The sequence below is a fragment of the Xanthomonas hawaiiensis genome (assembly GCF_031834635.1).
Lineage (GTDB): Bacteria > Pseudomonadota > Gammaproteobacteria > Xanthomonadales > Xanthomonadaceae > Xanthomonas_A > Xanthomonas_A sacchari.
In genome coordinates this window covers 2,798,520-2,810,889 of record NZ_CP115873.1, presented here as the reverse complement: position 1 = coordinate 2,810,889, position 12,370 = coordinate 2,798,520, and the positions used below count along the sequence as shown (strand labels likewise).

Annotated in this window: 12 protein-coding genes and 3 tRNA genes; 5 read left to right on the top strand and 10 right to left on the bottom strand. The window is 67.2% G+C overall.

All coding sequences use genetic code 11. The features are described 5' to 3' along the window. The first annotated feature begins 93 nt into the window (after positions 1-93). Positions 94-306 carry a carbon storage regulator CsrA gene (gene csrA, locus PG878_RS12040; RefSeq protein ID WP_010341308.1) on the top strand — a complete coding sequence of 71 codons (213 nt, stop codon included), beginning with the start codon at positions 94-96 and terminating at the stop codon, positions 304-306. Positions 307-387: 81 nt separating this feature from the next. Further along, positions 388-480 (top strand) — tRNA-Ser (locus tag PG878_RS12035). Between the two features lie 766 nt (positions 481-1,246). On the opposite strand, the gene PG878_RS12030 is transcribed toward PG878_RS12035, so the two are convergent. The 5 genes from PG878_RS12030 to PG878_RS12010 form a co-directional block, all read right to left on the bottom strand. Continuing rightward, the gene (locus PG878_RS12030; RefSeq protein WP_244672381.1) at positions 1,247-1,909 is read right to left on the bottom strand and encodes a hypothetical protein; all 663 of its coding nucleotides are present in this window, start codon (positions 1,907-1,909) and stop codon (positions 1,247-1,249) included. Between the two features lie 470 nt (positions 1,910-2,379). Then, entirely contained in the window at positions 2,380-2,550 is a 171-nt protein-coding gene (locus PG878_RS12025; RefSeq protein ID WP_082143334.1) for a CsbD family protein, read from the bottom strand. 286 nt (positions 2,551-2,836) lie between these two features. After that, a complete protein-coding gene (locus PG878_RS12020; RefSeq protein ID WP_209029318.1) occupies positions 2,837-3,388 on the bottom strand; it encodes a CPBP family intramembrane glutamic endopeptidase in 552 nt (183 codons plus the stop codon). A gap of 342 nt (positions 3,389-3,730) precedes the next feature. Next, a complete protein-coding gene (glgX, locus tag PG878_RS12015) occupies positions 3,731-5,863 on the bottom strand; it encodes a glycogen debranching protein GlgX (protein WP_209029086.1) in 2,133 nt (710 codons plus the stop codon). A gap of 197 nt (positions 5,864-6,060) precedes the next feature. Next, on the bottom strand, positions 6,061-6,762 hold the full coding sequence (locus PG878_RS12010) for a pirin family protein (protein WP_209029087.1): 702 nt from the start codon (positions 6,760-6,762) through the stop codon (positions 6,061-6,063). Between the two features lie 149 nt (positions 6,763-6,911). Here PG878_RS12010 and PG878_RS12005 point away from each other — a divergent pair, with 149 nt between their 5' ends. The 3 genes from PG878_RS12005 to PG878_RS11995 all read left to right on the top strand — a co-directional run bounded on the left by PG878_RS12005 (position 6,912) and on the right by PG878_RS11995 (position 10,133). Beyond that, a complete protein-coding gene (locus PG878_RS12005) occupies positions 6,912-7,847 on the top strand; it encodes a LysR substrate-binding domain-containing protein (protein ID WP_209029088.1) in 936 nt (311 codons plus the stop codon). A 140-nt stretch (positions 7,848-7,987) separates the two neighbouring features. Then, positions 7,988-8,977 carry a DedA family protein/thiosulfate sulfurtransferase GlpE gene (locus PG878_RS12000; protein WP_209029089.1) on the top strand — a complete coding sequence of 330 codons (990 nt, stop codon included), beginning with the start codon at positions 7,988-7,990 and terminating at the stop codon, positions 8,975-8,977. Positions 8,978-9,338: 361 nt separating this feature from the next. Next, on the top strand, positions 9,339-10,133 hold the full coding sequence (locus PG878_RS11995; protein WP_209029090.1) for an SDR family NAD(P)-dependent oxidoreductase: 795 nt from the start codon (positions 9,339-9,341) through the stop codon (positions 10,131-10,133). 131 nt (positions 10,134-10,264) lie between these two features. Here the strand turns inward: PG878_RS11995 and PG878_RS11990 are convergent. The 5 genes from PG878_RS11990 to thiD form a co-directional block, all read right to left on the bottom strand. Then, positions 10,265-10,341: transfer RNA gene (locus PG878_RS11990), tRNA-Arg, on the bottom strand. A gap of 41 nt (positions 10,342-10,382) precedes the next feature. Continuing rightward, the gene (locus tag PG878_RS11985; RefSeq protein ID WP_311185952.1) at positions 10,383-10,508 is read right to left on the bottom strand and encodes a hypothetical protein; all 126 of its coding nucleotides are present in this window, start codon (positions 10,506-10,508) and stop codon (positions 10,383-10,385) included. A 5-nt stretch (positions 10,509-10,513) separates the two neighbouring features. Beyond that, a tRNA-Arg gene (locus PG878_RS11980) sits at positions 10,514-10,590 on the bottom strand. 62 nt (positions 10,591-10,652) lie between these two features. After that, positions 10,653-11,522 (bottom strand): alpha/beta hydrolase family protein, encoded by an 870-nt coding sequence (locus PG878_RS11975; protein ID WP_209029091.1) that lies wholly within the window; start codon positions 11,520-11,522, stop codon positions 10,653-10,655. Next, entirely contained in the window at positions 11,519-12,328 is an 810-nt protein-coding gene (gene thiD / locus PG878_RS11970) for a bifunctional hydroxymethylpyrimidine kinase/phosphomethylpyrimidine kinase (protein ID WP_209029092.1), read from the bottom strand. The genes PG878_RS11975 and thiD overlap by 4 nt, the downstream gene beginning before the upstream one ends. Positions 12,329-12,370 lie beyond the last annotated feature (42 nt).

The following is a 12,370-nucleotide window of genomic DNA, read 5'->3' as shown; positions in this document are numbered from 1 at the left end:
AACATCACCCCTCTTTTCACCTTTCATTTCGGGCGTCCCGCAGTGCGGGCGCCGTGCCGGTGAGACCCACCGGTTCCCTGGAGAATTCTAAAAATGTTGATCCTGACTCGCCGGGTAGGCGAAACCTTGATGATCGGCGATTCGGTCACCGTGACGGTGCTTGGGGTCAAGGGCAATCAAGTGCGTATCGGCATCACCGCGCCGAAGGACGTGGCGGTGCATCGCGAAGAGATCTACCAGCGCATCCAGCGCGGCGACGAGCCGAACTCCCACGGCGGCGGTCACGGCGATCAATCTGCCGATTGATGCGTCGAAAGGGTTTACCTGGGACCCCACAACCCGGTATTCTTCGCGCCCGGTCGCGGAATATCCGCAGCGCAGAAATCCGGAGTGATGCCCGAGTGGCTGAAGGGGCTCCCCTGCTAAGGGAGTATAGGGTCAAAAGCTCTATCGAGGGTTCGAATCCCTCTCACTCCGCCAGTGTCAAGGAAACGCCCGCAAATCAACGATTTGTGGGCGTTTTTCTTTTTCGCCACCTTGGACGCTCGCTTGGACACTTCCATGCGAGTTGCGCACTCCCTCACCCGCGGCGAGACCGGCCGCTACCACGTTCGTTTGCGCGTTCCTGTTGACCTGTAGACACAGTTCGAGCGCACTGTCTTCAGCGCAGCACTGAAGTGACGTGCAATGGCGCCGTGCTGTTGCAGCCACGTCATGTTCGCCTCTGCGCGTCGGTGTCGTGGCGCGTGAGCGCCGACGAGCCCTCCACGAGTTCGAGTAGATGGTGTGGTTGGAGTCTGTAATCGGGCGCACCATCCTTATCGCCTTGGCATGACGAAGCGAAGCGCCTGTCGCTCTGTGCAAGCTCTCGGCGGGTGTTCGCTGTTGGCCAGCGTGGATGATGGCGAAGGCGATCGCTGTGTCGCACAGACCCACGCTTTATCGCGTTCAGTCGGCTGCAGTGTCCACATGCATGCGGTTCATCTTGCCGCGCCATGTCATCAATCGCGCAGGCTCGGTCCTGTCCCAGGCAACGCAGCTAACGCGCCCGGAAGCGCAGGCCAATCTGCCGGTGTCGATCGACCGAATCTCCGAGGTGTGCCGTTGTCGACGATGGTCGTGAGCCAAGTCGCGCGACCGCGTTGCTTTTCGAGTTCACGTTGGGCGCGCGCGATGACGGCGGCCATGTTTTGGGCTGCAGTCCTGCTTCATGGCGCGTTCTCAGCGGCGAACTGACGCGCTGATTTCAGCTGTTCGTGTCGAGCGTCATCATGATGTGGATGATTCTTCCATGCTCAAGCTGAAAAGAGAGACGCTTGTTCTTCGTCTCATAGTAGCGCCAGTGCTGGCCATCGCTGTCATCCGTCGTGCCTTGGCCATAGGTGGTGATCAGCACATTCTGCGTGTCGCCGATCGCGACGCCTCTGGCCGTTTTGATCGCGGGTGCGTTGATGGTGATCTGCGCAATGACGTAGCTGTCGACGTCGCGTTGTTCTTTTTGCCAGGGGAGGTTTGCCGTATAGATGTCAAACCCGGCATATCGATGCTGGTAGTACTTGTAGCTGGTCTCCCCGGCGGGCACGTCTCCTGCAAAACTCTCGCTGATCTGTGTGCCTGCCTGCTTCCTCGTCTGTTCGCTCCAGCTTTCACCCAGGGCGAAAGCGTGTGTGTTGATTGCCACGGTAAAGTCGCTTTCGGTTATTTCGACAGGTGCTGTTTGAGTCGCTGCCACAGCAGTCATATCGGCCTGGGCGGCAGGAAGCAGCAGGAAAAGCAAGAGCGCTGCTCTTCTGGGGGAGGCAATCATGTGCATCGATGCTTTGATTGGGGCGGAAATGTCACGGGTGTGTTCGTGGTCGGAAGGCTGTGCACATCCGCGGGTTGTCAAATCACGCAGTGCATTGCGCATCGGTGAGTTTGTCCCGATGCAGGTGCAACGTGAGCGTCAGTATGGTGGGATGCATGGAGCGGCGCCATCGCTTCCCGACTGGTATGCACCAAACGACGTCAGGCTGGTGCCTTCGCAACAGTTTCGCGTCGATCTGATCAGGCGTGTGGTGGACTGTTTGCGGGTCGCGACCCGATGCGCTGCGCAATGTGGACCCGGATCGCGTTCGTGATGCTTCTACCAGCGCTGTCTCGGCAAACCACTCCGGGACGTACCGTGTTCGATCGCCTTGCTGTCGCGGACTGGTGCCGTGGCAGCGTGTTGAACGCTGCACTGCGTCGCGCTACGCCAGTCCACCCGTTGGTCATTGCGGAGGCCTGTGTGCATCCCGTGGATCTGCGCATCAGGCGAATCGGACAGCGAGTCGACGGGGGCAGGTCGCTCGCAAAAACTCCCCGGCCATTGGCGGCAGGGGAGCACGAGAACCTGGCTCAACCGCGCGCGTGGTCGCGCGCCTTGCCCACTTCGCTCTGTACCTTGCCGGCGTTCTTCTGCATCTTGCCTTCGACTTCCTTCACCTTGTTGCCGGTGACCTTGCCGGCGACTTCCTTGATGGTGCCCTTGATCTGGTTCTTGGCGCCTTCGGTGCGATTCTTGTCCATCGTTGACTCCGCAGTAGGGATGCCCTGAAGTGGGCATCGCCAAACTGCGCGCAGGCCGGTGGCGCGCAAGTGAAAATTGAGCGGGCGTGCGCTCGATCATTTAGGTAGCGGACGGGTTGTGTGCCGACGCCTGTAGCAGCGATCGCGCGCCTCGTTTGGGTGGCGCGCCTGGCGCTTTTACAGAGGAAGCACGAGCACGGCGACATGTCCTTTCATCTGCCTGCCGGCGGCGACGGCATGCTCCGCATGAGTGCACCGAGTGACGACCCTCGACCGCGCTGCGCGCTCAGTACCAGCCCAGATACAGGGTGGTCACGCCCCAGGTGTCGATCAGGCCATGCGCGAGGATCATCGCCCACAGATTGCGCCTGGAGCGCAGATAGGCATACCCGAACATCATGCCGACCACGCCGGTCAGCAGGATGCCGGACGCGCCTTGCGCGGCATGCATCAGGCCGAATACCACGCCACCTGCCAGTGCGGCGATCCAGCGGCCGCCGCGCAGGCGTCCCAGCAGCGCATCGAGCTGGTGCATGAGGAAGGCGCGGAACACCAGTTCTTCGCCGAGTGCCGCGCTCAGCCATGCCGCGCCGATCAGGTGGGTGGTGGCCTGCACATTACCCTTGAGCGCGCCGTAGGCGCTGTAGTCGGTCTTGTGCCCGGTGATGGTGTCGATCAGCGGTTGCAGCACCGGCGTGATCAAGCCCATGGTCAACAACACCAGCAGTACCGTCCAGCCGATCACGGACACCAGGCGAGGGCGCGCCACGCCGCACGCGAGGCTGGAGCGCGTTTCGATCCACACCAGGCAGAGACCGAGCAGGCCGACCACAGGCATGCGCCACGGAAACGGGAGCCATGCATAGGACGCCAACGCGAGGATCGCGGCGCTGAGCGCGATGCGCAGCAGCGGGTGGCGCATGAAGGAGCTGGCGGACGTGGTGTGATCGTTGCCTTGGACGGAGTGCTGCATGCCGGGCCTGGAAGGAAGCGGGCACTCAGCCTAGCGAGCCTGCACCATCGAGCACCGTGCCAAAGGCCATGCAGACCAACGCAGTGCGGCGCCCCGTAGAGCACGTGCAGATGCCGGCATCGTGCGCGTCGCCAGCGACCAGCGCTGGCGACGCAATGCAGGCGCGGACGCGTCAGTCCGCGCGCAATCCCAGGCGGCGTGTGGCGACTAAGCGCCGGTCTGGCACTCGAACACGCTGACGCTGCGCGGCGGCGCCAGGAACTCGCTGGCGCCGGCCGGCATGCTGTCGACCTGCAGCGTGTCGTCGGTGGACAGCACTAGCTTCCAGTGCACTTCCTCTTCCGAGGACGGCAGCACGAAGCTCACGCCCTCGTGGTAGGCGTTGATGACGATCAGCAGGGTGTGGTCGTTGGCCAGTTCCTTGACGCCGGAGGTCTGCGCCTTGCCTTCCAGCAAGAGGCCGACCGAGCGTGCGCCGGCATCGGTCCAGTGCGCATCGTCCATCTGGGTGCCGCCCGGATTGAGCCAGGTGAGGTCGCGCACGCCGGCCTCTTCGTTGTACTGGCCGTTGAGGAAGCGGCCACGCGTCAGGATCGGGTAGCGCTGGCGCAGCGCGCTCAGCGCCTTGACGAAGGCGGTGAGGCGGCCCTCGGTCGGGTCGCGCTCCCAGTCGATCCAGGTGATCTCGTTGTCCTGGCAGTACGTGTTGTTGTTGCCGCCCTGGGTCTGTGCGCGCTCGTCGCCGGCCAGCAGCATCGGCGTGCCCTGCGACAGCAGCAGGGTCGCCAGCAGGTTCTTCATCTGCCGCTCGCGCAACTGCAGGATGCCGGCATCGTCGGTCTCGCCTTCGGCGCCATAGTTGCAGGAGCTGTCGTGGTCGGAGCCGTCGCGGTTGTCCTCGCCATTGGCGTCGTTGTGCTTGCCGTTGTAGCTGACCAGGTCGTGCAGGGTGAAGCCATCGTGCGCAGTGATGAAGTTCACCGAGGCCCATGGCCGGCGCCCGCGCCGGTCGAACAGGTCGGCCGAGCCGGTGAAGCGGGTGGCGAACTCGGCGAGCTTGCCCTCGTCGCCCTTCCAGAACGCGCGGGCGTTGTCGCGGAACTTGTCGTTCCACTCGGACCAGCCCGGCGGGAAGTGGCCGACCTGGTAGCCGCCCGGGCCGCAGTCCCAGGGCTCGGCGATGAGCTTGACCTGCGACAGCAGCGGGTCCTGGTTGCAGGCGTCGAGGAAACCGCCTCGCTGGTCGAAGCCGGTGGGTTCGCGGCCGAGGATGGTGGCCAGGTCGAAACGGAAGCCGTCCACATGCATCTCGCCGGCCCAGTAGCGCAGCGAGTCGTTGACGAACTGGATCACCCGCGAGTTGCTCAGGTTGAGCGTGTTGCCGGTGCCGGTGTCGTTGATGTAGTAGCGCTTGTCCTCGGCCAGGCGGTAGTAGCTGGCGTTGTCGATGCCACGGAAGGAGAGGGTGGGACCCAGTTCGCTGCCTTCGGCGGTGTGGTTGTAGACGACGTCGAGGATGACCTCCAGGCCCTGGCGATGCATGGCCTTGACCATGTCGCGGAACTCGTCGCGGTGGCCGCTGGCCAGGTAGCGCGACTTGATCGCGAAGAAGCCGAGCGTGTTGTAGCCCCAGTAGTTGCGCAGATCCTTGTCGAGCAGATGCTGGTCGTCGAGGTAGGCGTGGACCGGCAGCAGTTCCACCGCGCTGACGCCCAGCTCCTTGATGTAGCGCAGCACCGGCTCCTGGGCCAGGCCGGCGCAGGTGCCGCGCAGTTCCTCCGGCACCTGCGGGTGGCGCATGGTGTAACCGCGCACGTGGGTCTCGTAGACCAGGGTCTGGCTCCACGGCGTCAGCAGGCGCTGGTCGTCCCCCCAGTCGTAGGTGTCCTCGACCACCACGCACTTGGGCATGAACGGCGCGCTGTCGCGCTCGTCGAAGCTCAGGTCGCCATCGGCATGGCCGACGGTGTAGCCGTACAACTCGTCGGCCCAGATCAGGTCGCCCTCGAGCTCGCGCGCATAGGGGTCGAGCAGCAGCTTGTTGGGATTGAAACGGTGGCCTTCGCTGGGTTCATAGGGGCCATGTACGCGATAGCCGTAGCGCTGGCCCGGCTTCACGTCGGGCAGGTAGCCGTGCCAGATCTCGTTGGTGTATTCGGGCAGGTCCAGGCGCGTCTCGGTGCCGGCTTCGTCGAACAGGCACAGTTCCACGCGGGTGGCGTGCGCCGAGAACAAGGCGAAGTTGGTGCCCTGACCATCGAAGACGGCGCCGCGCGGAAAGGGACGCCCCTCGCGGATGCGCGAAGGGGTGGCATAGGCGGCACTGGTCGGATGGCGCATCGGGCTCTCGGCCGGCACGCCGGCAGTAGGGGAGGGAGAGCGGAAGCATTGCCGCGGACACCGTGCAGGACGCGTTACGGGATGCCGAGGGTGGTGTGAGGGCCTGATGGAAAGCGAGGGGCGGCCGACGCAGCGGCGCCGTGGCGCCGCTGCGTCGGCCCGGTCCGATGGCCCCGGGCGCGACTGGCCTGCAGCGCTCAGCGCGGCAGGTCGAACAGCAGGAACTCGCTGTCCTGGGCATCGGCGAACTGTAGGTTCGCCTCGTCGACCGCCTGGACTGCGTCGCCGGCCTGCAGGGTCTGGCCGTTGACGCGCAGCGTGCCGCGCACCACCTGCACATAGGCGCCGCGCCCGGCCGCCAGCGGGTAGTCCAGGCGCGCATCGCCGTCGAGGATCGAGGCGTAGATGCGCGCGTCCTGGTGGATGCGCACCGCACCGTCCTCGCCCTGCGGGGCGGCGATCAGGCGCAACTGGCCGCGCTTGCTGTCCGGGGCGAAGTGCTTTTCCTCGTAGCCCGGATCGATCCCGGCGCGCTCGGGCATCACCCAGATCTGCAGGAAGTGCACCGGCTCGCTGGCGGAGTGGTTGAATTCGCTGTGGGTGACCCCGGAGCCGGCGCTCATGCGCTGCACGTCGCCGTAGCGCAGCACCGAACCGTTGCCCATGCTGTCCTTGTGCTCCAGCGCGCCCTCGACCACGTAGGACAGGATCTCCATGTCGCGATGGGCGTGGGTGCCGAAGCCCTGGCCGGGCTGCACGCGATCTTCGTTGATCACCCGCAGCGGCCCGAAGCCCATGTGGCGCGGGTCGTGGTAGTGGCCGAAGGAAAAGGTGTGGCGCGAGGACAGCCAGCCGTGTTCGGCGCGGCCACGGGTGTTGGCGGGGCGGATCTGCAGCATGGGAGGCTCCTTGGTGGCGTTGATATGCAAGTGGATCGAAAGCGCCGGTCGGGTTGATTTCGCGTGCGCTTCGGCTTGGAAACAAGTATCGGTGCTGTCGCCGGGTTTGAAAAACGGATAGATTCGGCATCTATCATCGAAAAATTCGAATGCTCAAGCTCAGCCTCGATGCCCTGCAGATCCTCGACGCCATCGATCGTCGCGGCTCGTTCTCGGCCGCCGGCAAGGCGCTGCACAAGGTGCCGTCGACCATCTCCTACACCGTCGCCAAGCTGGAGGAGGACCTGGGTGTGCAACTGTTCGAGCGAATCGGGCCGAAAGCGGTGCCGACCGCCGCGGGGGCCGAACTGCTGCGCGAAGGCCGCCACTTGCTGCGTGCCGCTGGCGATCTGGAACTGCGCGTACGCCGCGTGGCATCGGGCTGGGAGACCGAATTCGCGCTGGGCCTGGATGCGGTGTTCGCGCCGGAATGCCTGGCGCAGGACATGGCGGCGTTCTACGCGGTCGCCGACCAGACCCGGCTGCGGGTGGTGCAGGAATCGCTGTCCGGCACCTGGGAGGCGCTGCTGGACCGGCGGGTGGATCTGCTGGTCGGGGCCGCCGGCGAAGGGCCCAGCGGTGGCGGCTACGTGGCCGAGCCGCTCGGCACGCTGCCGTTCGTGTTCGCGGTCGCGCCCGGGCACCCGCTGGCGCAGGCGCCGGAACCGCTCAGCCGCAGCCAGCTGAGCGCACACCGCGCGATCGCGGTGGCGGACTCGGCACGGCGGCTGCTGCCGCGCACGGTCGGGCTGCTGTTCGGCCAGGACGCGCTGACCGTGCCGGACATGCGCAGCAAGTACCGGCTGCAACTGGCCGGGCTCGGCTTCGGCTTCCTGCCCGAGCCGTATGCGCGCGCGGCGCTGGCGCGTGGCACGCTGGTGCGCAAGGCGGTGGAGGAGCCGAAACCGGACGAGGTGTTCCAGTTGGCCTGGCGCAGCGGCGAGGAGGGCGCGGCGCTGGCCTGGTGGCGCGCGCGCATGCGCCAGCCGGGCGTGTTCGCGGCATGGCTGGCGCAGATGGCGGCGCGGCTGGACGATGGGGTGTGATGCACGTCGGGACACCGGCGACGCGTGCCGCAGGGCGACGATGGATGGGTCTGTTCCGCCGGTGATGCCCTGATGCCTGCGCGCGCGGTGGGCGACGGGAGGATAATGCGCGGCATCTTCTTCTTTCCGCCCGCCACGCCATGCAGGACCTGATTGCGCGCTACGGACTCGGGCTGGTCTTCGTCAATGTCCTGGCCTTGTCGCTGGGCCTGCCGGTACCGGCGCTGCCCACGTTGATCCTGGTCGGGGCGACCTATGCGCTGCTCGACGGCGCGGCGATGTGGAGTGCGCTGCTCGGTGCCTTGTCGGTGTCGATCGCGGCCAGCTTGCTCGGCGATCTGCTGTGGTTCGGTGCCGGGCGCCGTTACGGCAATCGTACCCTGCAGTCGTTGTGCCGGCTGTCGCTGTCGCGCGACAGCTGCATGAAGCGCACCGAGCGCTTCTATGCGCGCTGGGGCGTGCGCGTGCTGGCGGTGGCCAAGTTCGTGCCGGGCCTGTCGATGGTGTCGGTGCCGATGGCCGGCGCGATGCGCGTGCGTCCGACGGCCTTCCTGCGCTACGACGCGCTGGGCGCGGCCTTGTGGGCCGGCGTCGGGTTGTTGCTGGGCCTGTGCTTCGCCGACCAGGTGCAGGACTTGCTGGACTGGCTGAGCCTGCTCGGCAGGCGCGCGGGTTTGCTGCTGGCCGGCCTGCTGGCGCTGTACGTCGGCTACCGCGCCTGGCGCCGGCATACGCTGCGCAAGGCAATGGAGACACGTCGCATCGATGTCGACGAACTGCATGCGCTGCTGCAGAGCGAGACGCCGCCGCTGCTTCTGGACATTCGCGCTCCGGGCTATCGCACGCTGGAGCCGTACGCGATCCCTGGCGCACTGGAAGTGGACGATCGCCAGGTCGACGCGCTTGTCGCGCGCTTGCCGCGCGACCGCAGGATCGTCATCTATTGCGCCTGCCCGAACGAGGTGTCGGCCGCGATCCTGGCCAGGCGTCTGCGCCAGCACGCGTTCGAGGACGTGCTGCCGCTGCGCGGTGGGCTGGATGCGTGGCGTGCGGCGGGCCATCCGCTGATCGCGCTGGACGCTGCGGTTGCGGTGGCGCCAGCGCCGAAGGGCGGCACGATCGCGGCGTGAGTCGCCGCGGCCGGAACGTCATGCGTCCCGACGACGTCACGATGTACAGGCGATGCATGCGCCCAGCCGATGCCGGCGAGTGCATCGTCTGCAGGCACGGGTGTGCGGTTGGGCAGGTAGGCAGGCGAGGGCGCGCGTCACGCCCCCGTGCGCTCGATGCTTCCGCCTGCGTCGCCCGCATCGCGCTGGCGTGGCGACGTCGAGCGGAGGTACCGCCTGGGGCGCGTTCACTTGCCTGCCGGCGGATGCGTCCATGATTCGGCCGATGACACCACCGGTGCGGCAGACACGCATCGGCGCCGATCCCGCACGGCGCGTGTCGAAGCGAATGCTCATCCTCACCTCATGCACGGAGATAGCCATGAAGATCGATCTATCCGGGAAAACCGCCCTCGTCACCGGTTCCACTGCCGGCATCGGTTTCGGGATCGCCAAGGGCCTGGCTGCGGCGGGTGCCGTGGTGGCGCTGAATGGCCGCGACGAGGCCCGTACCGAGGCCGCCGTGGCGGCGCTCAAGCGCGACCTCCCTGTCGCCAGCGTGCGCGCCGTGGTGGGCGACGTGGCGACCGCAGCCGGCTGCGAGGCGATCGTCGCCGCGCTTCCTGCGGTCGATATCCTGGTCAACAACGCCGGCATCTTCGGCATGCAGGACTTCTTCGAGACGCCCGATGCGGAGTGGGAGCGCTTCCTGGCCGTCAACGTGCTGTCCGGCGTGCGCCTGTCTCGTGCGTATCTGCAAGGGATGGCGGACAAGGGGTGGGGGCGCGTGCTGTTCGTCTCGTCGGAGTCCGGACTCAATATCCCGGTCGAGATGATTCACTACGGCGTGACCAAGACCGCCGATCTCGCCCTGTCGCGCGGGTTGGCCAAGCGCATGGCCGGCACCGGCGTGACCGTGAATGCCATCCTGCCGGGTCCGACGCTGACCGAAGGCGTCGCCGCCATGTTGTCCGACCAGGTGCAACAGTCCGGCAAGCCGCTGGACGAGGTCGCCGCCGATTTCGTCAAGGCGCATCGCGCCAGCTCGATCATCCGTCGTGCCGCCACGGTGGAGGAGGTCGCCAATCTCTGCGTCTACGTCGCCTCGCCGCAGGCGTCCGCCACTACCGGTGCGGCGTTGCGTGTGGATGGCGGCGTGGTGGATACCATCGCCTGAGCGGGTGCGGCCTCGTCGGTCGCGCAGACGAGGCCGGCCGCGCGCATCGTTCGCCGCTGCGCGCGGCATGCAATCGCCGCCGCGCAGGCAAAAAAAAACGACAAGCACTGGCTTGTCGTTTTTGATCTGACTGGTGCGCCCGGAGAGATTCGAACTCCCGACCGCCTGGTTCGTAGCCAGGTACTCTATCCAACTGAGCTACGGGCGCGTCGTCAGGCGCGGGATTATTCACGAGTTGCGGCGATTCGTCTACACCTGCGTGTCGTGCGCATGACGCAAACGGGCGACGATGCCGCTGCGCACGGCCTGGTTGCGATTCGCATCGCGGCGGCAGGGCAAAAAAAAAACGACAAGCGGTGGCTTGTCGTTTTTCATCTGACTGGTGCGCCCGGAGAGATTCGAACTCCCGACCGCCTGGTTCGTAGCCAGGTACTCTATCCAACTGAGCTACGGGCGCGTCGTCAGGAGCGGAATTATGCGGGAGTCGATGTGGCCCGTCAATGCTCTTTCCGAAAAATTTCACCACGCTCCGCCCAGCAGCGCCGCGGCGACCGCGGTGGGCCGCTTCATCCAGGCGAAATGGTCGGCGGCCGTGCCCAGCTGCGCGGCGTCCAGGCAGTGGATCTGCGCTGCCGGCGTGGCCAGTTTGTCCAGCAGACCGCGCAGCGAGGATGCCGGCGCCAGCCAGTCGTCCTGCAGCACCACGCCGCGCACCGGCAGCGTCAGTTGCGCCAGGCGCGCTTCCAGGTCGGTGGCCAGGCCGGCCGCGGCGTAGCGGCCGCTGCGGCCCACGCGCGCCCAATCGGCGATCAGGCCGCGCGCTTCGGTGCCGCCGAAGCCCAGGCGGCGACCATGCAGCACACCCTGCCGCTGCGCCAGCCAGGGCAGCAGGCGATACGCCAATGGCAGCAGATAGCCGCGCGGCGCGGGGAAACGGCGCCAGTACGGCGTGCCGCTGGCGACCAGCCACAGCGCGGCGAAGGCCTGCGGCTGCAGGCTGGCGTAGCAGCAGGCGAGCTGTCCGCCGAGGCTGTGGCCGCCGACGAGCAGCGGCGCTGCGATGCCGGCTCCGGCGATCGCCGCCTGGCTGGCGGGCAGATCCAGTTGCAGCACGGCGCGGTAGCCCCAGTCGCATTGCCGCGACGGCCGCAGCGTGCTGCTGCCGTTGCCGCGCCATTCGTGCAGGAACACCGCGACGCCGTGCGCGGCCAGCGCTTCGGCGAACGGCAGGTAATGGCGCGCGGCCACGCCCAGCGCCGGCAGCCACAGCAGCGCCTGCCGCGGCGCGTCGGGAACGCGCGCCAGCAAGGTCCAGCGATGGCCGTCGGCCGCGGCGACGGGCAGGGCGTGCTCGGCGATCGCGGACGCGCCGCTGGGGGCGGCGCTCATGGGCCGCGCGCCGCGCCGAAGTGATCCAGCACCGCCACGTCGCTGCGGCCGGGCCGGTTGCTGCCGCGCAGTGCGCGCGCCACGTAGTCGATCGCCGCTTCGCAGGCGGCCGGCAAGGCCAGCCCCTGGCACAGTTGTGCGGCGATCGCCGCGGCCAGGGTGCAGCCGGTGCCGTGCGCGTCCAGCGCCAGTCGTGCGTGGCTGAACTCGCTGCGGCTGACGCCGTCGTCGTAGCGGTCGATCACCCGCTGGCCCTCCGGCAGATGACCGCCCTTGAGCAGCACCGCCTGCGCGCCGGCCTCCAGCAGTGCCGCAGTCGCGCGCTCGGCGTCGTCGGCGTTGTCGATCGGGCGGCCGAGCAGCAACTGCGCTTCGGGCACGTTCGGCGTCACCAGTGTCGCCAGCGGCAACAGGCGGCCGCGCAGCGCGTCCAGGGCGTCGTCCTGCAGCAGCTTGGCGCCGCTGGTGGCCACCATCACCGGGTCCAGCACCACCCACGGCGGGCGATATTCTTCCAGCGCATCGGCGACCAGGTGGATCACCTCGGCGTTGGCGAGCATGCCGAGCTTGACCGCGGCGATGTCGAAGTCGGCGAAGCAGGCATCGATCTGCGCGCGCAGGAACGACAGCGGCGGCACATGTACCGCGGTGACGCCGCGGGTGTGCTGCGCGGTCAGCGCGGCGGCCGCGGCCAGCCCGTGCACGCGATGCGCGGCGAAGGTCTTGAGATCGGCCTGGAGGCCGGCGCCGCCGCCGGAATCGGTGCCGGCGATGCTCAGCGCGGAGACGACGGTGGGTTCGCTCATGCGCCGATTGTGCAGGGCTGGCGTCGCTTATGCACCCGGCCG

Bases quoted from the DNA above. Each gene is read 5' to 3' on its own strand.
- csrA (WP_010341308.1), top strand. From the start codon at position 94: ATGTTGATCCTGACTCGCCGGGTAGGCGAAACCTTGATGATCGGCGAT.
- PG878_RS12030 (WP_244672381.1), bottom strand. From the start codon at position 1,909: ATGCGCAATGCACTGCGTGATTTGACAACCCGCGGATGTGCACAGCCT.
- PG878_RS12025 (WP_082143334.1), bottom strand. From the start codon at position 2,550: ATGGACAAGAATCGCACCGAAGGCGCCAAGAACCAGATCAAGGGCACC.
- PG878_RS12020 (WP_209029318.1), bottom strand. From the start codon at position 3,388: ATGCCTGTGGTCGGCCTGCTCGGTCTCTGCCTGGTGTGGATCGAAACG.
- glgX (WP_209029086.1), bottom strand. From the start codon at position 5,863: ATGCGCCATCCGACCAGTGCCGCCTATGCCACCCCTTCGCGCATCCGC.
- PG878_RS12010 (WP_209029087.1), bottom strand. From the start codon at position 6,762: ATGCTGCAGATCCGCCCCGCCAACACCCGTGGCCGCGCCGAACACGGC.
- PG878_RS12005 (WP_209029088.1), top strand. From the start codon at position 6,912: ATGCTCAAGCTCAGCCTCGATGCCCTGCAGATCCTCGACGCCATCGAT.
- PG878_RS12000 (WP_209029089.1), top strand. From the start codon at position 7,988: ATGCAGGACCTGATTGCGCGCTACGGACTCGGGCTGGTCTTCGTCAAT.
- PG878_RS11995 (WP_209029090.1), top strand. From the start codon at position 9,339: ATGAAGATCGATCTATCCGGGAAAACCGCCCTCGTCACCGGTTCCACT.
- PG878_RS11985 (WP_311185952.1), bottom strand. From the start codon at position 10,508: ATGAAAAACGACAAGCCACCGCTTGTCGTTTTTTTTTTGCCCTGCCGC.
- PG878_RS11975 (WP_209029091.1), bottom strand. From the start codon at position 11,522: ATGAGCGCCGCCCCCAGCGGCGCGTCCGCGATCGCCGAGCACGCCCTG.
- thiD (WP_209029092.1), bottom strand. From the start codon at position 12,328: ATGAGCGAACCCACCGTCGTCTCCGCGCTGAGCATCGCCGGCACCGAT.